Origin of the sequence: Curtobacterium sp. UNCCL20 (assembly GCF_900101675.1) — a bacterium.
GTDB lineage: Bacteria > Actinomycetota > Actinomycetes > Actinomycetales > Microbacteriaceae > Curtobacterium.
Map to the genome: position 1 here is coordinate 1,063,381 of NZ_FNKG01000001.1, position 18,806 is coordinate 1,082,186.

General features: G+C 70.8%; 19 protein-coding genes. 14 read left to right on the forward strand and 5 right to left on the reverse strand.

Annotated features, from left to right (window positions below):
• Nucleotides 1–181 precede the first annotated feature (181 nt).
• On the reverse strand, nt 182–1,201 hold the full coding sequence (locus tag BLT36_RS05300; RefSeq protein WP_092092551.1) for a LacI family DNA-binding transcriptional regulator: 1,020 nt from the start codon (nt 1,199–1,201) through the stop codon (nt 182–184).
• Nucleotides 1,202–1,545: 344 nt separating this feature from the next.
• Between BLT36_RS05300 and BLT36_RS05305 the strand changes: the two genes are divergently transcribed.
• Genes BLT36_RS05305 through BLT36_RS05320 form a run of 4 tightly spaced genes read left to right on the forward strand, consistent with a single transcriptional unit; the run spans nt 1,546 to nt 6,632 of the window.
• Nucleotides 1,546–2,829 (forward strand): MFS transporter, encoded by a 1,284-nt coding sequence (locus BLT36_RS05305; RefSeq protein ID WP_139166377.1) that lies wholly within the window; start codon nt 1,546–1,548, stop codon nt 2,827–2,829.
• Between the two features lie 41 nt (nt 2,830–2,870).
• A complete protein-coding gene (locus BLT36_RS05310) occupies nt 2,871–3,647 on the forward strand; it encodes an SDR family NAD(P)-dependent oxidoreductase (protein WP_092092555.1) in 777 nt (258 codons plus the stop codon).
• 52 nt (nt 3,648–3,699) lie between these two features.
• A complete protein-coding gene (locus BLT36_RS05315) occupies nt 3,700–5,208 on the forward strand; it encodes an FAD-binding oxidoreductase (RefSeq protein WP_092092557.1) in 1,509 nt (502 codons plus the stop codon).
• Complete coding sequence (locus BLT36_RS05320) at nt 5,205–6,632, forward strand: FGGY-family carbohydrate kinase (protein ID WP_092092559.1); 1,428 nt, start codon at nt 5,205–5,207, stop codon at nt 6,630–6,632. The genes BLT36_RS05315 and BLT36_RS05320 overlap by 4 nt, the downstream gene beginning before the upstream one ends.
• Nucleotides 6,633–6,704: 72 nt before the next feature.
• On the opposite strand, the gene BLT36_RS05325 is transcribed toward BLT36_RS05320, so the two are convergent.
• The 3 genes from BLT36_RS05325 to idi form a co-directional block, all read right to left on the reverse strand.
• Nucleotides 6,705–7,754 (reverse strand): magnesium and cobalt transport protein CorA, encoded by a 1,050-nt coding sequence (locus BLT36_RS05325; RefSeq protein WP_092092561.1) that lies wholly within the window; start codon nt 7,752–7,754, stop codon nt 6,705–6,707.
• Between the two features lie 290 nt (nt 7,755–8,044).
• Nucleotides 8,045–8,650 (reverse strand): glycerol-3-phosphate responsive antiterminator, encoded by a 606-nt coding sequence (locus BLT36_RS05330; protein WP_092094347.1) that lies wholly within the window; start codon nt 8,648–8,650, stop codon nt 8,045–8,047.
• A 53-nt stretch (nt 8,651–8,703) separates the two neighbouring features.
• Complete coding sequence (gene idi / locus BLT36_RS05335; protein WP_092094349.1) at nt 8,704–9,246, reverse strand: isopentenyl-diphosphate Delta-isomerase; 543 nt, start codon at nt 9,244–9,246, stop codon at nt 8,704–8,706.
• A 21-nt stretch (nt 9,247–9,267) separates the two neighbouring features.
• Between idi and BLT36_RS05340 the strand changes: the two genes are divergently transcribed.
• The 7 genes from BLT36_RS05340 (at nt 9,268) to BLT36_RS05370 (ending at nt 15,677) form a co-directional block, all read left to right on the forward strand.
• Nucleotides 9,268–10,326, forward strand: a complete 1,059-nt coding sequence (locus BLT36_RS05340; protein WP_092092563.1) for a polyprenyl synthetase family protein — start codon at nt 9,268–9,270, stop codon at nt 10,324–10,326.
• Nucleotides 10,323–11,240 carry a phytoene/squalene synthase family protein gene (locus BLT36_RS05345; RefSeq protein ID WP_092092565.1) on the forward strand — a complete coding sequence of 306 codons (918 nt, stop codon included), beginning with the start codon at nt 10,323–10,325 and terminating at the stop codon, nt 11,238–11,240. The genes BLT36_RS05340 and BLT36_RS05345 overlap by 4 nt, the downstream gene beginning before the upstream one ends.
• Nucleotides 11,237–12,883, forward strand: a complete 1,647-nt coding sequence (gene crtI / locus BLT36_RS05350; protein ID WP_092092567.1) for a phytoene desaturase family protein — start codon at nt 11,237–11,239, stop codon at nt 12,881–12,883. The genes BLT36_RS05345 and crtI overlap by 4 nt, the downstream gene beginning before the upstream one ends.
• Nucleotides 12,883–13,224: a lycopene cyclase domain-containing protein gene (locus tag BLT36_RS05355; RefSeq protein WP_092092569.1), complete on the forward strand. Its 342-nt coding sequence runs from the start codon at nt 12,883–12,885 to the stop codon at nt 13,222–13,224. Before crtI ends, BLT36_RS05355 begins: the two co-directional genes overlap by 1 nt.
• On the forward strand, nt 13,221–13,637 hold the full coding sequence (locus tag BLT36_RS05360; protein WP_175529501.1) for a lycopene cyclase domain-containing protein: 417 nt from the start codon (nt 13,221–13,223) through the stop codon (nt 13,635–13,637). Before BLT36_RS05355 ends, BLT36_RS05360 begins: the two co-directional genes overlap by 4 nt.
• Nucleotides 13,634–14,560, forward strand: coding sequence for a prenyltransferase (locus BLT36_RS05365; RefSeq protein ID WP_092092573.1), 927 nt, complete (start codon nt 13,634–13,636; stop codon nt 14,558–14,560). The genes BLT36_RS05360 and BLT36_RS05365 overlap by 4 nt, the downstream gene beginning before the upstream one ends.
• A gap of 73 nt (nt 14,561–14,633) precedes the next feature.
• The gene (locus BLT36_RS05370) at nt 14,634–15,677 is read left to right on the forward strand and encodes a Gfo/Idh/MocA family protein (protein ID WP_092092575.1); all 1,044 of its coding nucleotides are present in this window, start codon (nt 14,634–14,636) and stop codon (nt 15,675–15,677) included.
• 208 nt (nt 15,678–15,885) lie between these two features.
• Here BLT36_RS05370 and BLT36_RS05375 read toward each other — a convergent pair whose 3' ends face one another.
• Nucleotides 15,886–16,626: an MBL fold metallo-hydrolase gene (locus BLT36_RS05375; RefSeq protein ID WP_092094351.1), complete on the reverse strand. Its 741-nt coding sequence runs from the start codon at nt 16,624–16,626 to the stop codon at nt 15,886–15,888.
• 63 nt (nt 16,627–16,689) lie between these two features.
• Here BLT36_RS05375 and BLT36_RS05380 point away from each other — a divergent pair, with 63 nt between their 5' ends.
• Genes BLT36_RS05380 through BLT36_RS05390 form a run of 3 tightly spaced genes read left to right on the forward strand, consistent with a single transcriptional unit; the run spans nt 16,690 to nt 18,779 of the window.
• The gene (locus BLT36_RS05380; protein WP_092092577.1) at nt 16,690–17,223 is read left to right on the forward strand and encodes a hypothetical protein; all 534 of its coding nucleotides are present in this window, start codon (nt 16,690–16,692) and stop codon (nt 17,221–17,223) included.
• 4 nt (nt 17,224–17,227) lie between these two features.
• Nucleotides 17,228–18,259 carry a YihY/virulence factor BrkB family protein gene (locus tag BLT36_RS05385; RefSeq protein WP_092092579.1) on the forward strand — a complete coding sequence of 344 codons (1,032 nt, stop codon included), beginning with the start codon at nt 17,228–17,230 and terminating at the stop codon, nt 18,257–18,259.
• A gap of 37 nt (nt 18,260–18,296) precedes the next feature.
• On the forward strand, nt 18,297–18,779 hold the full coding sequence (locus BLT36_RS05390) for a DedA family protein (protein WP_092092581.1): 483 nt from the start codon (nt 18,297–18,299) through the stop codon (nt 18,777–18,779).
• The last annotated feature ends 27 nt before the right edge of the window (nt 18,780–18,806 follow it).

The window sequence follows — 18,806 nt, forward strand, 5'->3', positions numbered from 1 at the left end:
TTCGTAACGGCCCGCGTGATGTGGCGGAACCAGGGGCCGCGCGTCCCCCGCGTTGGGGTGATCGTGCGGTGTTCCGCACCCGGGTGCGCGAGTGCGGCAGCGGTCGTCGAGCGTGCGTCCACATCGGCCTGGAGGCACGTGGCGGACCCGCCACGCGCCTCCAGGCCGCCCTGTGGTCGCGTCAGCGCTTGCGGGGCGCGCTCGTCGAGCCGCGCACGACGAGCTGGGGCACGATGTCGATCGGCCGGAGCAGTTCGTCGTCGCCGGGCAGGAGCAGGTCCACGCAGCGTCGACCGAGTTCGGCGAAGTCGACCTGCACCGTCGTGAGGGGCGGCCAGAAGTGCTTCGCCTCGGGGATGTCGTCGTACCCGACCACGGACAGGTCGCCCGGCACGTCCAGCCCGTACGAGCGCGCGGCGTGCATCACACCGAGCGCCATCGCGTCGTTCGAGCAGAACACCGCGGTGCAGTCCCGCCAACGCAGCAGTTCGCGGCCGGCGTGGTAGCCGAAGTCGGCGCTCCAGTCACCCAGGATCGGCGGCACCACGGGCATGTCCCGGTCGGACATCTCGCGGAGGAAGCCCTGCATCCGGGCGTCCGCCTCGATCCAGTCCTGCGGCCCCGCGATGTGCCGGACGTACTCGTGCCCGAGGTCGAGCAGGTGCGCGGTCGCCAGCCGGGCGCCCTCCATCTGGTCGACCCAGAGCGCCGTCGGGTCCTCACCGACGCTCGAGCGCATCGTCACGTAGGGGGTCCGGATGCCGAGTTCCTCGATGAGGTCGAACACCCGCTGCTGGGGCGCGATGACCACGATGCCCTCGACGTCCTGGTCGAGCAGGTGTCCGAGGCCGTCGCGCACCGCGGTGTCCGTGGGCTCCGCGATGTTCGCCGTCGTCACCGAGTAGCCCCGGCTGACGGCGGCGTCCTCGATGGCCTGCATCGTCACCGCCGGCCCGTAGTGCGAGCGCTGCGCGGTGAGCACGCCGATGGTGCGGGTGCGACTGGTGACCAGCGCCCGCGCCGCCCGGTTGGGTCGGTACTGCAGCTGCTCCATCGCGGCGAGGACCTTGTCACGGGTCTCCGCCCGGATCGCGTCCGAGTTGTTGAGCACTCGTGACACGGTCTGGTGCGACACGCCTGCGATCCGCGCCACGTCGCGGATGCTCGGCGACCGCGGTTGCTGTGTCCGCGTCGACGCCATTGCTACTCGTTTCCTGCTCGGTGTCGTGGCACCGCGATGTGCACGTTCACATACCGAGCCAGATCATTATGCACGCCCTGAGCATCCACGCCAGCTGAGTTGTGGTTCGAAGGTCCATGGGTTAGCGTTGACGTCGTATCCGGCATATCACCACCGGAGCGCACAACTGCAGATCGGCCGTCCCACCCGAGGGACGGCAGTCGCTCCAGACCTCAGAGAACAGCGGCACCCGCAGCGCACCAGCGCTGGGGTGTCGCTGTTTTTTTGTGCCCGGACGCCCCCAGCACCCCACGCACCCCAGCACCCCACGCACCCCAGCACCCACCCACCACGAAGGAGTGGTCTTGACCAAGTCCCGCAGACTGACGAGCTTCATCGTCCTGTCCATGACCGGCGGCGTGATCTTCCAGGTCGCGTACATCCGGTTCGTGTTCCTCGCGGACACGGCCCACGCGCTCGGCATCTCCGTCCAGCGCTACGGCGAGATCACCTCGGTCTTCGGTGCCGTCGCCGTGGTCATGTACTTCTGCGGCGGGTGGTTCGCCGACCGCTTCTCGCCGAAGGCCCTCATCGTCGTCGCCCTCGCGGGCATGGGCGTGGTCGACCTCTGGCTCGCGACCGTGCCGGGGGAGACCGGCATCGTCGTCGCCCACGTCCTGATGGCCGTGCTCGGGATGGGGCTCTACTGGTCCTCGCTCGTCAAGCTCGTCTCGATGCTCGGTTCGGCCGACGAGCAAGGCAGGCTCTTCGGCTGGCTCGAGGGCGTCCGTGGCATCACCTCGACGGTCATCGGGTTCATCGGTGCCGGGATCGTCGCGGCCGCGATCGCCGACGCCGACGGGGTGCTCTGGGTGATGCGGATCTACGGCGTGCTCTGCCTCGTGTTCGCGGTGCTCGTGCTCCTCGTGGTCCGCGCCGACCGCGATGCAGTCGGCCAGGTCGGTCGGCAGACGGTCACGCTCCGGGAGCTCGGCGCCGCCGCCCGCAACAAGTACACCTGGCTGATCGGCTCCTCGATCATGCTGATGTACTGCTTCTACACGCTGCTCGGGTACCTCACGCCGCTGCTCCAAGACGGGTTCGCGGTGCCCGTCGTCCTGCTCGGGGCGATCGGTGTCGTCCGGACCTACGTGTTCCAGATCGTCGGCGGGCCGGTCGGCGGTCTGCTCGTCGACCGCTGGACCAAGTCGTCCCCGGCGTTCCTCCGCTGGGCCTTCGTCGTCGCGGCGGTCAGCGCGTTCGGGTTCCTCGTCCTGCCGCACGACCCCGCGCTCGTCTGGATCGCCGTGGTGCTCATGATCGTGATGTGCCTCGCGCTGTTCACCTCGCGCGGCGTCTACTGGGCGCAGGTCGGCGAGGTCGAGGTCCCGCTCGCCCAGCGCGGCGGCGTGATCGGCCTGGCCTCGGGCATCGCCTACCTGCCGGACGCCTTCCTCCCCGCCCTCGGCGCCTGGTGGGTCGGCGACCCGTCCAACGGCGTCGCGTCCCAGGGCGGCGGCTACACGACGCTGTTCGCCGTGCTGATCGGCGCAGCCGTCCTCGGCGTCCTCCTCACCACCCTCACCATGCGCGTCCGCGCTCGCGAGCTCGCCCGCCGCAGCGTGCCCGACGTCGCCGTCGCCGCGTGACCCGGCGGACCGCCAGCACCCCCACGAAAGGACCCCACCCCATGGACATCCGCGACTTCTCGATGGACCTGTTCTCGCTCGCCGGCAAGCGGGTCATCGTGACCGGCGGCAACTCGGGCCTCGGACAGGCGTTCTCGCTCGCCCTCGCGAAGGCCGGTGCCGACGTCTTCGTCCCGAGCGTCGTCGACGACGACGGCACGACGCGTGCACTCATCGAGGCCGAGGGCCGCCGGTACGAGTTCCTGCAGATCGACCTCACCGCCGACGACGCCCCGGCGCAGATCGTCGACACCTGCGTCGATCGGCTCGGCGGTGTCGACGTGCTCGTGAACTCCGCGGGCATCTGCCTGCTCGACGAGGTCGAGTCCTTCGACCGTGCCCGGTGGGACCCGATGATCGCCGTGAACCTCACCGCGCCGTTCGCCCTCGGGCACGTGGTCGCGAAGCACTTCGCCCGGCAGGGCTCCGGCAAGATCATCAACATCGCGTCGCTGTTCGCGTTCCTCGGCGGCCAGTGGTCCCCGGCGTACGCGGCCACGAAGCACGGCATCGTCGGGTTCACGAAGGCGTACTGCGACGAGCTCGCGCGGCACAACGTGCAGGTGAACGCGATCGCCCCCGGGTACTTCGCGACGAAGATCACCGAGCAGACCCGGGCGGACCCGGAAACGAACCAGCGCGTCCTCGACCACATCCCCGCCGGCCGCTGGGGCGACGTCGCCGACCTGATGGGCGCGACCGTCTTCCTCGCTTCACGTGCGTCCGACTACGTCAACGGCCACACGCTGACGGTCGACGGCGGGTACCTCGTGCGCTGACGCCGCCCTCCCGACCAGCCCAACGGAACACACCAACGAAAGGCTCACCACCATGATCGACTCGATCGCCACACTCGACCGGGCCGAGATCCTCACGCGTCTCGCCGCCATCGTCCGCCCCGACCAGATCGACACGGACGAGCAGCAGCTCAAGGACGCCTCGGTCGACCGCTTCAAGAAGTACCAGTCGGTGCACGGCATCTACGACGCTCCGACACCCGTCGCCATCGTCAACGCCGAGTCCACCGAGGACGTCGCCGCGATCCTCGCGTTCGCGAACGACACCCTCGTGAACATCGTCCCCCGCACCGGTCGCACGGGCACCGAGGGTGGCCTCGAGACGAGCGTCGTCGACACGATCGTCCTCGACTGCTCGCGGATGGACGCCGTCCTGCGCATCGACCCCGAGAACATGCAGGTCACGGTGCAGGCCGGCGTGCCGCTCCAGCGCCTCGAGGACGAGCTCCGCCTGCAGGGCCTCACCACGGGGCACTCGCCGCAGTCGAAGCCGCTCGCGCAGTACGGCGGCCTCGTCGCGACGCGCTCGATCGGCCAGTTCTCGACGCTCTACGGCGCGATCGAGGACATGGTCGTCGGGCTCGAGGCCGTGTTCCCCGGCGGCGCGGTCCGTCGCATCAAGGCCGTCCCGCGCCGATCGGCCGGACCGGACATCCGCCACGTCGTCATCGGCAACGAGGGTGCGCTCTGCGTCATCACCGAGGTCACGGTCAAGGTCTTCCGGTACCAGCCGGAGAACAACGAGTTCCACGGCGCGCTCGTCGACGACATGCGCACCGGCATCGCGATCCTCCGCGAGGTCATCACGAACGGCTTCCACCCCTCGGTCGTCCGCCTGTACTCGCCGGAGGACGCGAACCAGCACTTCTCGCACTTCTCGAAGGACAAGTGCGTCGTCGTCTTCGTGGCCGAGGGCCCCGCCGGCATCGTCCAGGCCACCAGTGAGGAGATCCAGCGCGTCCTCGACCAGCACCCGCACGAGAAGGTCGACCCGGCGCGCATCGAGGAGTGGTTCGCGGGCCTCAACTGGGGTCAGGACAAGATCGACGCCGAGAAGGCCGTCATGCTCACCGACCGCCAGCTCGGCTACACGACCGAGATCTCGGCCGACTGGTCCGCCGTCGGCGACGTGTACGACGCGGTCATCGAACGCATCCGGAACGAGTACCCGCACGCCGGCGACCTCACGATGCTCGGCGGCCACTCGTCGCACAGCTACCAGACCGGCACGAACATGTACTTCGTGTACGACTACCGGATCGACTGCTCCCCGGAGGAGGAGATCGAGAAGTACCACATCCCCCTCAACGCGATCATCGTCGAAGAGGCGCTGCGCCACGGCGGCTCGATGGTCCACCATCACGGCGTCGGCAAGTACCGCACCCCGTGGGTGGAAGAGGAACACGGTTCCGCGTTCGCGATCATGCAGGGGCTCAAGGCGCAGTTCGACCCGAAGGGCATCATGAACAAGGGCACGGTCTTCCCGGCCGCGGGCGCGATCCAGCCGGCCGCCGAGCACCCGGAAACGACCTTCCGCGCATGACCAGGTACCTCGTCGGCATCGACAACGGTTCGCAGTCGTCGAAGGTCACCGTCTTCGACGAGCGGGGCGGGGTCGTCGCCGAGGGGCGCGTCCCGCTGCGGCCGAACCACACGCCGGCACCTGGTGTCGTCGAGCACCCGGACGACGACCTCTGGGACTCGATCGCGGCCGCCTGCCGGATCGCGATGGCGGAGTTCCCCGGTGACCCCTCCGAGATCGTCGGCGTCGGGCTCTGCACCATCCGCTTCTGCCGGGCGGTGCTGCGGGCCGACGGGTCGCTTGCACAGCCGGTGATGAGCTGGATGGACGCCCGCGTGGATGGCCCGTTCGTGCCCGAGCGCGACGACGTCGCGTACGTCACCACGTCCTCCGGGTACGTCACGCACCGGCTCACCGGCACGTTCCGGGACACGGCGGCGAACTACCAGGGCGCGTGGCCCATCGACACCGAGACGTGGCGGTGGAGCACCGATGCGGCGTCGTATGCCGCCACCGGCATGCAGCGACAGCAGCTCTTCGAGCTCGTCGACCCCGGAGACCAGCTCGGCAGCGTGACGGCCGCTGCGGCCGCCGCCACGGGCCTCCCGGTCGGCCTGCCGGTGATCGCCACGGCGAACGACAAGGCGGTGGAAGCGCTCGGCTGCGGGCTGCTCGACCCGACGACGCTCCTCGTCTCCCTCGGCACCTACATCGCGGGCATGTCCGTCGGGGACCGCGACATCTCCGGTGCGACCGACTTCTGGACGAACTTCGGATCAGAGCCGGGGCGCTACCTCTACGAGTCCGGAGGCATCCGCCGGGGCATGTGGACGGTCAGCTGGTTCCGCGACCTGCTCGGACCGGACGCGGCCGCTGCCGCCGAGGCAACGGGGGAGCGCGTCGAGGAACGGCTCAACCGCGAGGCCGAGTCCGTCCCGGCGGGCTCCGACGGCCTGCTGACCGTGCTCGACTGGCTCGCTCCCGCGGACGCGGGCTTCCGGAAGGGCTCGATCCTCGGGTTCGACCGGCGGCACGGCCGGGCGCACGTCTACCGGTCCATCCTCGAGGGCATCGCGATGACGATGCGGGAGCGCGTCGACGCGATGGCCGCCGAGCTCGGCACACCGTACGAGCGGGTCGTCGTCTCCGGCGGTGGGTCGTCCTCCGACCTGATGATGCGCGTGATGGCCGACGTCTTCCAGCTGCCGACGATCCGGATCGTCGGGGACAGCGCGGCCGCACGCGGGGCGGCGGTCTGCGCCGCAGTCGCGACCGGGGTGCACCCGTCGTTCGCAGCGGCGGCGGAGGCGATGGTCGTGGAGCGGGACCGCTTCGCGCCGGACCCGTCGACGGCGGCCGTCTACGACGCGCTGCGCGCGGTGCACGCCGACGTCACCGCGCACACCGATGACCTGTACCGACAGACCGCGGCGATCGTCGGTTGACGCGAGCGGACGACGGCCCGGAGGCACGGTGCCAGCGGACACCGCGCCTCCAGGCCGTCGACGCGACGGCGTCTACAGCCAGTTGCGCTTGCGGAAGACCGCCCAGAGGACGCCCATCAGGACGAGCATCCCGACGATCGCGACGGGGTAGCCGTACCGCCAGTGCAGCTCCGGCATGTGGTCGAAGTTCATCCCGTAGACGCCGGCGATGAGCCCGGGTGCGAAGAGGATCGCCGCCCACGACGAGATCTTCTTCACCTCCTCGCCCTGGCGGTGGGCCGCACGGGCGAGCTGTCGGCTCTCCTCGCCCTGGGCGAGGCTCGCGCTCGTCATCCGCCGCATCGCCTCGTTCTGCTCCTGCGATACCAGGGTCGCGTGCAGGGTCAGGGCGTTCTCGAGCAGCGCCCGGAACGAGTCCACCCGCTCGGTGACCCGGAGCGCGTGGTCGAGGACGTTCCGGAGCCGGTGCTGCACCTCGTCGTCGACGCCGTACTTGTCCGAGCCGCGGAGCAGGCCCTTCACCATCGCGGGCACCGGCTTCGTCGCCCGCTGGAACCCGAGCACCTCGCTGAGCAGCTGGTAGATCCGCTTCGAGACGCCCGGGTCGACCTGCCCGGCGAACAGCTGGTCCTCGATCGCGTCGATCTGGTCCTGCAGGATCTCGACCACCGGGGCGTAGCCGTCCACGACCTCGTCGAGCACCGCGGCGGTGACGGCCTCGGAGCCCTTCGCGAGGAACTCCGGATCGGCCTCGACCCGCGTGCGGAGCGCCGCGAGGTCGGGGCGCTCGGCGTGCCGGACGCTCACGACGAAGCGGTCGCCGACGAACAGGTGGACCTCGCCGAACGTGACGGACTCGTTCCGGGCGTCGAACCACGCGGGCCGGAGCACGAGGAAGAGGGTGTCGCCGTACCGCTCGAGCTTGGCGCGCTGGTGGCCCTTCCGAGCGTCCTCGACGGCCTGCTCGTGCAGGTCGAACTCGGTCGCGACGGCCTGCAGCTCCGATGGATCGGGTCGGAGCAGCCCGATCCACGCGAGGTCTCCCCGCGTGTCGGGCGACAGGGTCGACGGCGACTCGACCCGACGTCCTCGGACGTAGATCCCGTTGTCGATCAGTGCCATGCGGTGCTCCTCTCGGGAGCAGGCAGGCGCGATGCACTCCGGGCGGACCCGGGGCAGGGCGTGGTTCAGCGAACGGGCACGGCGACGACCGTCAGGGGCGGCCGGCCCGATCGAGGATGGTCACCCGACATCGCGCCTCACCTGCCCTTCTGGTCCGTCGCGGCCACGGTCCGTGGCGCGCTGGGCCACCTCCGTGGCCGACGACCGACCCTACTCCGGTCGTCGGAGCGCGCCAAGTGAGCGGGCGTTCAGCCTCGTCGCGCTCGATGCCTCGGCTCGGATCGGTGCGTTCACATGCCCCAGACGTCGCGGTCGGACGACGCCACCGCGACCGCACCCGCGCCGAGGGCCGCCACCACATCGGCCTTGTCGCACACCAGGCCACCGGCGATGATCGGCACGTCGATGTCGTCGCGGAGCCAGGTGATCACGCGCGGCATGCACCCGGGCAGGATCTCGATCGCGTCGGGCTTCGCCTGCTCGACGACGCGGGGGAGCTGGTGGTACGAGAACGAGTCGACGAGGAAGAAACGCTGCACCGCCACGAGGCCCGCGCGCTTCGCCGCCCGCACCAGGTTCGACTTCGTCGACAGCACCCCGTCTGCGCGGGTGTGCTCCGCGAGCCAGGTCACCACGACCTCGCGCGCGGCGAACCCGTCGAGCAGGTCGACGTCCACGAAGACCGTCTTGCCAGCGGCCTTCGCGCGGTCGACGATCTCCACGATGTCGAGGACGCTGCCGTACAGGACGAACACCACGCCCCGGTCGGAGGCGAGTACCTGCCCGAGGGCCGAGGCGTCCTTGACGCTGGCGATCACCGGGTCGTCACGGAGCGCTTCGAGCACGGCGTCCGCGGCGGAGGTGCTGCGCGCGACGTCGCGCTCCGTGGTGGTCATGCCCACCATTGTCGACGGCCGGCCCTGGAAACGGGCTGCCCGATCGAGCGGGATCAGCGCGTCAGGTGCAGCCCGGCCGACGACAGCTCGGTGAGCTGCCAGCCGAGCCAGGGGCTCCAGGCGAACGGCGCACCGTCGACCGAGGCGAACAGCGACTCCTCGGAGACCCAGGCGTACTCGGCGACCTCGTCGTCCGCGGGTGCCGGGACGTCGTCGGTGACCGCGCGGTACACCGGGCAGACCTCGTTCTCGACGATGCCCGAGGCGTCGACCGCCCGGTACCGGAAGTCCGGCAGCACGAGTTCGACGTCGCGCACGGCGATCCCGAGTTCGCGCGAAGCTCGGCGGGCGATGGCGTCCTCGAACGACTCGTCCGGCCCGGGGTGCCCGCAGAACGTGTTCGTCCACACCCCCGGCCACGTCTTCTTCGACAGCGCTCGGCGGGTCACGAGGACCTCGCCGTCGGTGTTCCGCACATGGCAGGAGAACGCCAGGTGGAGGGGCGTGTGGTCTGTGTGCACCGTGAACTTGTCGGCCGTGCCGATCGGGGTACGATCCTCGGCCAGAAGCACCACGGTTTCAGGGAAAGTGCTCATCTGCACCGATAGGTTAGGCCAATGAGCGAGGAAGCGGCCACCGTGGCGCACATCGACCTCGCGCTCGTCGACGACTGCCTCGAGCGCTTCTTCGCTGTGTCGTCGGCCCGCGCCGAGCGGTACGGACGACCATCGGAAGAACTCTGGCGAGTGCTCCGCAAGGCGAGCATGGGCGGGAAGCGCTTCCGTCCGCGCATGGTCCTCACCGCGTACAGCGGGTTGCGCGGCGACGACGCGCACGCCGCCGCGAACGTCGCCGCCGCCTACGAACTGCTGCACACCGCGCTGGTCGTGCACGACGACGTCATCGACCGCGACTGGTCCCGCCGGGGGCAGCCGAACGTCGCCGGGTCGTTCCGTGACACCGGCACGACGGGCGGCCTGCCGCTGCCGACCGCCGAGCACCGCGGCATGAGCGCCGCGGTGATCGCCGGGGACCTCGCGCTCGCCGCAGCCCCGCGCTTCATCGAGGCGTCGGGCGTCACCGGGGACCGACGCGCCCGGCTGCTCGAACTGCTGGACGAAGCCGTGTTCGCGAGCGCCGCGGGTGAGATGACCGACGTCGATCTCGCGCTCGGGGTGATGCCGACCGTCGACGAGGTCCTCGCGATGGAGCGTGCGAAGACGAGCGTGTACTCGTTCGAGGCGCCGCTGCAGTCCGGTGCGGTGCTCGCCGGCGCGAGCGAGGAGACGGTCACCGCGCTCGGCGCCTTCGGCCGCGAGATCGGCATCGCGTACCAGATCGTGGACGACCTGCTCGGGGTGTTCGGCGACGAGACGATGACGGGCAAGAGCGTCCTCGGCGACCTCCGCGAGGGCAAGCGCACGATGCTCATCGCCCACGCGGCGACGACCGACTGCTGGCCCCAGCTCGAGCCGTACCTCGGCGATCCCGACCTGACCGAGGAGCGCGCGGACGAGGTCCGTGCGACCCTGGTGTCCTGCGGTGCCCGCGCGGCGGCGGAGTCCCGCGTCGCCGAGCACGCCGCCCTCGCCCGTGCCGAACTCGCCGGACTGCCGTACGACCTCGCCGACCGCCTGGAGGGCCTCGTGACCGAACTCGTGGAGCGCGCACGGTGAGTCACAGCACCACTCCGCGTCTGGCCCTCTACGACGCGACGGCCGAGGCAGCCTCCGGGGTCGTCATCGACCGGTACTCGACGTCGTTCGGACTCGCCAGCCGTCTGCTCGCCAAGGACACGCGCGAGCACATCCGGAACGTGTACGCCCTCGTCCGCGTCGCCGACGAGGTCGTCGACGGTCCCGCGACCGAGGCCGGGCTCGACCACGACCTGGCGCGCACGGTGCTCGACGAGCTCGAGACCGACACCGAACGGGCCATCGCGCTCGGCTTCTCGGTGAACCCCGTCGTGCACGCGTTCGCCCGCACTGCCCGGGTCACCGGCTTCGGTCCCGAGCTCACGAGGCCGTTCTTCGCCTCGATGCGGATGGACCTCGAGCGCACCGAGCACGACGACGCCTCGTTCGCCACCTACGTGTACGGCTCGGCCGAGGTCGTGGGGCTGATGTGCCTCCGCGCGTTCGTGTACCGCGCCGGTCGGCCGACGTTCGACGACGCCGTGCTCGTCGACGGCGCCCGGGCCCTCGGTGCGGCGTTCCAGAAGGTGAACTTCCTGCGCGACCTGCACGCCGACTTCGAGGTCCTGGGGCGGTCGTACTTCCCGGGCGTCGAGGTCCGCACGTTCGACGAGGCCACGAAGGACCGGCTCGTCGCCGACGTCCAGTCCGACCTCGACCGGGCGGCGCGTACGGTCCCGCTCCTGCCGGCGGACGCCCGCAACGCGGTCGCGCTGGCGCACGCGCTCTTCCAGGAGCTGAACGACCGGATCGCGGCGACGCCGGCGAACCTCCTCATCACGACGCGCGTCCGCGTGCCGAACCCCGTGAAGGCGCGGCTCGCCGCGCAGGTGCTCACCCGACGCGCACCTCTGCGGTCACGTGGCGCCACGAACCGCCCTGGAGGCACGTCATGACCCCGCCCCGCGCCTCCAGTCCGAAGAAGGCGGCTTCCAAGCGGAAGGTGCCCGCCCGGCGCGCAGTCGTCATCGGGGGTGGCATCAGCGGGCTCGCGTCCGCCGCCCTGCTGGCCCGCGACGGCTTCTCGGTGACGGTGCTCGAGCAGCGGAAGGCGCTCGGCGGCCGTGCCGGTTCGTGGGAGCAGGACGGCTTCCGGTTCGACACGGGTCCGTCGTGGTACCTCATGCCCGAGGTCTTCGACCACTTCTTCCAGCTGCTCGGCACCTCGGCCGACGCCGAGCTCGACCTGGTGAAGCTCGACCCCGGGTACCGCGTCTACAGCGAGGGCCACGACGAGCCCATCGACCTCCGTGCCGACCGCGAGGCGAACATCGCCCTGTTCGAGTCGGTCGAGCCGGGTGCGGGCGCGAAGATCCGGAAGTACCTCGCCTCGGCCGAGGACACCTACGCGATGGCGATCCGCCGGTTCCTCTACACGTCGTTCCAGGACCTCCGGAAGCTGGCCGCCCCGGACGTCCTCCGCCGCCTGCCGAAGCTCGCCCGCCTGCTCATCGAGCCCCTGTCGACGTTCGCCGAGTCCGCCGTGAAGGACCGTCGGCTCTGGCAGGTCCTCGGCTACCCCGCGGTGTTCCTCGGCACGAGCCCGTACGCCGCGCCGAGCATGTACCACCTGATGAGCCACCTCGACCTGGCCGACGGGGTGCTCTACCCGAAGGGCGGCATCACCGAGGTCATCTCCGCGGTCGAGCGGGTCGCCCGACGCGAGGGCGCCTCGATCATCGCCGGTGCGAAGGTCGAGCGGATCGTCGTCGAGGACGGACACGTCACCGGTGTCGTCCACCGCGACCGTCGGGGCGTGCAGCACACCGCCCCCGCCGACCTCGTGGTGAGCGCGGCCGACCTCCGGCACACCGAGCTCCAGCTGCTCGACAAGGAGCACCGCACGTACCCGGCGGCGCACTGGCAGAAGCGCGACCCGGGGCCGAGCGCCGTCCTCGTGTACCTCGGCATCGACGGGCCGACGCCCGGCCTCCTCCACCACACCCTCGTGTTCACCGAGGACTGGAAGGCGAACTTCGGCGCGATCTTCGGCGCCGACCGGCACGTCCCGGACCCCGCGTCGATCTACGTCTGCGCCCCGTCCGAGACCGACTCGACGGTCGCTCCGCCCGGGTCGAGCAACCTCTTCATCCTGGTGCCGCTCCCCGCGGACCTGTCGATCGGGAAGGGCGGCATCGACGGCGCCGGCGACTACGAGGTCGAGCGGATCGCGGACCGCGCGATCGACGTCGTCGCCGAACGCGCCGGGGTCCCGGACCTGCGCGACCGCATCCGGGTCCGCCGGACGATCGGGCCGCGCGACTTCGCCGACGACTACAACGCCTGGAACGGCTCGATGCTCGGCCCGGCGCACACCCTCAAGCAGAGCGCGTTCTTCCGTGAGAAGAACGCGTCCCGGAAGGTCGAGGGCCTGTACTACGCCGGCGCCTCGACGATCCCGGGCATCGGGTTGCCGATGTGCCTCATCAGCGCCGAGGTCCTCATCAAGCGCATCCACGGCGACACCAGCACCGAGCCCCTGCCGACGCCGCTCGGAGCCGAGCGGACCGTTCCGCAGGAGCGGGCAGCGACGGTCTGATGCCCGGGCTGTACCTCGCCGGGCTCGTCGTGTCGCTCGTCGGCATGACCGTGCTCGACGCTCGGTTCCGGCTGTTCTTCTGGCGGGCGCCGTGGCGTGCTGCGGCCGTGATGTTCGTCGGGGTCGCGTTCTTCCTGGTGTGGGACGCGCTCGGCGTCGCGGCCGGCATCTTCTTCATCGGTCCGCAGCGTCTGCTGACCGGGGTGCTGCTCGCGCCCGACGTCCCGCTCGAGGAGCTCTTCTTCCTGCTGCTGCTCTGCTACACGACGATGAACCTCACCGGGTTCGTCGGGCCGGTCGTCGCCCGTCGACTCCGGGACGCCGAACGGAGCCGCTCGTGACCGGGTCGGGTGCGTACGCGCTCCTCGCGCTGCCGTTCTTCGCCGTGGTCGCCGTGGTGGCGGTCGTCGCCGGGGTCGTGGCCGCACGTCGAGCGCGGGCAGCGGGACGGCCGGCCTCGACGGGGCGGCGGACCGCGCTGGTCACGGGGCTGGTCGCCGGGGTCGTGCTGCTCGTCATGACGATCGTGTTCGACAACGTGATCGTCACGCTGCGCATCGTGGCGTACGACCCGGCGCTCATCAGTGGTGCGAAGATCGGGGCGATCCCGGTCGAGGACCTGGCGTACGCGATGGCCGCGATCGTGCTGCTGCCGAGCCTCTGGGTCCTGTTCGACCGCACGACCGGGCAGACGTCCGGAACCGGACCGCCGCCCGAGACCCGACCGTCCCAGGAAGAAGAACCCACGCGATGAACGCCAGCACCGCCTCCCGGCCGTCGACCATGCGGGCACTGTTCGTGTCGTCGCGGCCGATCAGCTGGGTGAACACCGCCTACCCGTTCGGCGCCGCCTACCTGCTCGGCAGCGGCGTCGGCGTCGAGGGCGGCGGCGGGTTCTCGCTCGCCGCGTTCATCGTCGGCGTCGTGTACTTCCTGGTGCCCTACAACCTGGCGATGTACGGCATCAACGACGTCTTCGACTACGAGTCCGACCTGCGGAACCCGCGGAAGGGCGGGGTCGAGGGGGCACTGCTCGACAAGAGCGTGCACCGCACGACGCTGTGGGCGGTCGTCGTCACGAACGTGCCGTTCCTGGTCGCGCTGGTGCTCCTCGGGGCGGCGAGCGGCAACGGCCCGTGGTCGTGGCTCGTCCTCGCGATCAGCGTGTTCGCGGTCCTCGCCTACTCGGCACCGGGGCTGCGCTTCAAGGAGAAGCCGTTCCTCGACTCGCTCACCTCGTCGACGCACTTCGTGTCCCCGGCGGTCTACGGCCTGGCGCTCGCCGGACCGCACTGGACCGGGCAGCTCGTCGCGGTCTGCATCGCGTTCTTCCTGTGGGGTGTGGCGTCGCACGCGTTCGGCGCGGTGCAGGACGTGCTGGCCGACCGCGCGGGCGGCATCGGCTCCGTGGCGACCGTGATCGGTGCGCGGGCGACCGTGCGCCTGGCGTTCGTGGCGTACCTGGTGGCCGGTGTCGCGCTGCTGTTCTCGGCGTTCCCGGGACCGATCGCCGCGGTCGTCGTGATCCCGTACGCCTGCAACGTGCTGCCGTGGTGGAACGTCACCGACGCCGACGCCGAGTCGGCGAACGCGGGGTGGAAGCGGTTCCTCTGGATCAACTACCTCGCCGGGTTCATCGTGACGATGGCACTCATCGCGTACGCGTTCACGCACTGATCGCAGCCCTGACAGACTGGACGGACGCACCGCGGCGTCCGTGGTGCGTCACCAGCCACGAAGGAGTGCACGCATGAGCGTCCGGATCATCCACGTCGGTCTCGGAGGGTGGGGCGGCAACTGGGCCCGCACCGCCATCCCGCAGGTCACCGAAGTGGAGGTGGTCGGGATCGTCGACCCGGTGCCCGCGACCCTCGCCGCCGTGCAGCAGGACCTCGGGCTGCCCGCCTCCGCCGCGTTCGCGTCCCTCACCGAGGCGCTCGCCGGGGTCGAGGCGGACGCAGTCGTCATCACCGCCCCGGCCGTCACGCACGTGCCGCTCGCCCTCGAGGCGCTCGAGGCCGGCAAGCACGTCCTCGTCGAGAAGCCGTTCGCGAACACCACGGACGAGGCCGTCACCGCAGTGCGCCGGGCCGAGGAGCTCGGCCTCGTGCTGCAGGTCAGCCAGAACTACCGCTGGTACCCGGCGCCCCGGGTCGTGCAGGACCTCCTCGCGAAGGACACCGTCGGCGAGCTCTCGGCCATCAACATCGACTTCCGCCAGTGGGACAACGACCAGCCGGTCGGGGAGTACCCGCACTACGCGTTCCCGCACGCGATGATCAACGACATGGCCATCCACCACTTCGACCTCATCCGGATGGTCACCGGTCGCGAGGCAGTGCGCGTCTACGCGAAGGCGTCCTTCCCGTCGTACAGCAAGTACCAGGACGAAGCGGTCGCGTCGATGATCATCGAACTCGACGGCGGGCTCGTGGTCAGCTACCGCGGCAGCTGGCTCAGTCGTGGTCCGCGTACCGCGTGGGCCGGCGAGTGGAGCATCGAGGGCGAGGACGGCGAACTCTGGTTCACGAGCCGTGACGGCGAGCCGAACGCGGTGGAGGGCGACCGGGTGACCGTGCGCCGCACCCAGGACGACGACGCCGTGCCGGTCGAGCTGCCCGCGATGGAGCACACCGACCGCCAGGGCGGGCTGCAGGCCTTCGCGCGCTCGGTCACGGGTGGTCCGGCTCCGGCGACGAGCGGCCGCGACAACCTGCGGAGCCTCGCACTCATGGAGGCGGCGGCCCGCTCCGCGGCCTCCGGACTGCCCGAGGACGTGGTCGTCCCGTCCTGACGGTGACCGTCTGACGGCCTGGAGGCGCGTGGCGGTCCCGACGCGCGCCTCCAGGCCGTCGGTCTGGTCGCGCCGGGTTGGCCCCGCCGCGCCGCGCGCCGGAGGCCGAGTCTCGGGCTGAGCGACACTCCTTGCGTCCACGCACCCGAGAAGTGTCGCTGACCGCGAGACTCGCGGCGGGCCGAGCGCCGGCGCGCGCCGGCGCGCGTCAGGCGGCGCCGGCGGCGCGCCGCGCCTGCGCGACCGCCGCACGCACGCCGAGCGACCAGCCGGGCCCGTGACCGGGCAGCACGTGCTTCGCCTCGGTGTCCACGAGCCGGTCGAGCGACGCGACCGCGGTGTCCACGTCCGAGGTGGCCGCCGGCGCCACGATCCGCGGCCCGATCCCGCCGGTGTACGGGTCGAACGTGACCAGTGCGTCGCCGGCGATCACCGCGTCACGGTCGGCGAAGTGCAGCGCCACGTGTCCGTCGGTGTGCCCGGGCGTCTCGATGATCCACGGCGTCCCCGGCACGTCCGCCCGAGACTCGAGCGGCTCCGTGTCCGCGATGCCGTCGACCGTCACGGCACCGGCGAGCAGCATCTCGCCGAGTGGTCGGAGCCCGCCCGGGTGCAGCGCCACGAACCCGAACCGGTTCGTCTGGGGGCGGTACGAGTACGGGTGCGCGGCGAGGTACCGGTCGCCCGGGTGCACGAAGACGGGCGTCCCCCAGTCGCGGTGCATCCGCGCGGCGGTGCCGACGTGGTCGAAGTGCCCGTGGGTGAGGAGGAGCCCCTCGACCCGGTCGGGCGAGTACCCGAGGTCGCGGACGGCGAGCTGCAGGTGCGGCCACGCGGCGGGCAGTCCCGCGTCGACCACGAGCAGCTGGTCGCCGGTCTCGACGAGGTACGTGTTGGTGTGTGCGATCTCGAGGCGGTGGATCCCCTCGGCGACGTCTCGGAAGAGCATGACGCGCACGGTAGGCCGGTCACACTGGGCGCCGCTCCGGGGTCGACGTGTAGGAAATGGTGAATGGCCAAGGACAGTCTTCCCGAGCTCGAACTCGCCAACGTGCGGACGCGCGAGCACATCACCGACACGGTGACCGAGATCCGTCGTCGGGCCGACGTCCCCGCGCGGACACGTCTCGCCGTCGCGAAGGCGAAGCAGCGCTGGCACCGCGACCCGACACCGCTGGTGGCGATGGGCATCACCGCGGCCGCCGGTGTGGCGGCGATCGTGACCGGGTTCGCGATCCGCAACAGTCCGGCCGGACACCTGGCCGATCCGACGCCGTCCGCTGCGTCCTCGGCATTCACCGCGCTCCTGCCGTTCGGTGCGCGCGGCAACGGTCCGTCGGCGGAGGAACAGGCGCAGCCCGGCCGCAAGGGCCGCAAGGCTCGGAAGGCCGGGAGGAAGGCTGCGGAGGAGGCACTCGATCGTGACCCGGCGCACAAGGCCCGGGTGAAGCAGCAGGCCGGTATCGCCGCGGTGCAGCGGCGCGCCGACAAGAACCGGAAGCAAGCGGTGAAGCGGTCGAAGCAGGCCGTGAAGGCGAGGGGGTAGACCCATGACGACGAACCAGGACAAGCCGGCTCCCGACGATGCGCGGAAGCCGGACAGCCCGACCGACCTCAAGAAGCCCACGGTCGTCTACACGCTCAAGAAGACGCTCCGCGAGTTCTCCAGCGACCAGTGCACCGACCTCGCCGCGAGCCTGACGTACTACTCGGTGCTGGCGCTCTTCCCGGGCCTGCTGGCCGTGGTGTCGATCCTCGGTCTGGTCTCGGACCCGAACACGACGATCGACACCCTGCTCCGGGTCGTCGGCAACGTCGGGTCCCAGCAGGTCGTGGACCTCATCCGCAGTCCCGTCGAGGGCCTCGTCCGGTCGCCGGCCGCACCCGTGACGTTCATCGTCGGTGTCGTCGGCGCGATCTGGTCGGCCTCCGGGTACGTCGGGGCCTTCGGCCGTGCGATGAACCGGATCTACAACGTCCGCGAGGGTCGTCCGATCTGGAAGCTCCGCCCGACGATGCTCGGCGTGACCCTCTTCACGGTGATCCTGCTCGTGCTCGGCCTGCTCGTGCTCGTCAGCGGTCCGTTGGCGCGGAGCTTCGGCGACGTCATCGGCCTCGGCGACGTCGCGGTGACGGTGCTGTCCATCGTGCAGTGGCCGATCCTGCTCGTCATCGCGATCATCGTGGTGGCGGTGCTCTACTACTGGTCGCCGAACGTGCGCCAGCCGAAGTTCACCTGGGTCAGCGGCGGCTCGATCCTCGCGCTCCTCATCTGGATCATCGCGAGCGTCGGGTTCGGCTTCTACGTCGGGAACTTCTCGAACTACAACGCCACCTACGGCTCCCTCGGTGGCGTGATCGTCTTCCTGCTGTGGATCTGGATCACGAACAACGCGCTGCTCTTCGGTGCCGAGTTCGACGCCGAGATCGAACGTGGCCGCGAGCTGCAGGCCGGCATCCGCGCCGAGGACGACATCCAGCTGCCGGAGCGCGACACCCGGCAGATCGAGAAGCAGGACGAGAAGCGCGCGCAGGACGTCCTCGACGGCATCAGGATCCGCGAGGACGCCGAGCGGCGCTGACGGCGGTTTCCCGGGGCGTGCCGCTACGGTTCGCCCCGTGCCGTCCTTCCTCGAGGGGCTCCCGTTCTGGTGGCTCGTCCTCGCGCTGTTCGTCGTCGTGTTCTGCCGTGCGCAGGCCACGTACTGGCTGGCGCGCGCGGCGGTCGCCGGAGCATCCCGCTCCCGGTGGGGACGCTGGCTCGACTCGGCGGCGGTGCGGCGCGGATCGGCGTTGCTCGACCGCTGGGGGCTGCCGGTCGTCACGGTGAGCTTCCTGACGGTGGGCCTCCAGACGGTCATGAACGCGTCTGCCGGCGTCGCTCGCGTTCCGTGGTGGCGGTACACCGCGGCCATGGTGCCCGGGTGCGCCGCGTGGGCGTTCGTCTACGCCACGGTCGGCATCGCACTGTTCTGGGCGGGCGTCCAGGCGGTCGCGGGATCGCCGTGGGGGATCGTCGCGCTGGTCCTGCTGCTGGCTGCGCTGGCCGTCGTCGTGTGGACGGCGCGTCGTCGACGCCGGCTGCTGTCCGCGGGACGCTGACCGCCTGGAGGCACGGTGCGGTCCCGC